The 528-nt window shown below is 58.9% G+C and carries 1 protein-coding gene; it reads left to right on the plus strand.

Annotation, left to right across the window (positions count from 1 at the left end):
• Positions 1–18 precede the first annotated feature (18 nt).
• The coding region (locus EN780_RS37215) for a DUF4238 domain-containing protein (protein WP_245500281.1) at positions 19–528 on the plus strand (510 nt) is incomplete at its 3' end.

Raw genomic sequence — 528 nt, forward strand, 5'->3', positions numbered from 1 at the left:
CAAGGCATGCAAACGATCATGCGGACGCGCGTTCCGGCGACCCGAGATCGCATCGCGCTTATGCTGGAGGCTAAGCTGCGAAGCGAATGCAAGGTGTTCGAGGAAATCGGCAAACTGCCGCCAGAATTGGAACGCTACGCCGGTCAGTTCGACACCGTGCCGGTCGGCGTCAATCCGCATGAAACACTGCTCGCGATGGAGGACGAATTCAAGACGTTCGGCGATCTCTGCTTTCGGCTTGGCTTCGAGGTTCTCCACAACAAGACCGACATCCCATTCCTGACTTCCGACAATCCGGTGTGTACATATGACCCGCGCGAACCGCTGCTCGCACGCACCCCCTATGATCACTCCGGTGACATCGAGCTGATCTTTCCCCTGACCGCCCGCATGCTGGTGCGCGGTTCAAGCAAGCGTCAGCCGTTTGGCGTCCTGACACGGCACCGCGACGTCACGGATAAGCACAAAGTTCGCCGGTTCAATCGAACAATCGCTCAATTCGCGTACCGGATGACGGTCGGCCAGGAC

Origin of the sequence: Mesorhizobium sp. M4B.F.Ca.ET.089.01.1.1 (genome assembly GCF_004022605.1) — a bacterium.
GTDB lineage: Bacteria > Pseudomonadota > Alphaproteobacteria > Rhizobiales > Rhizobiaceae > Mesorhizobium > Mesorhizobium abyssinicae.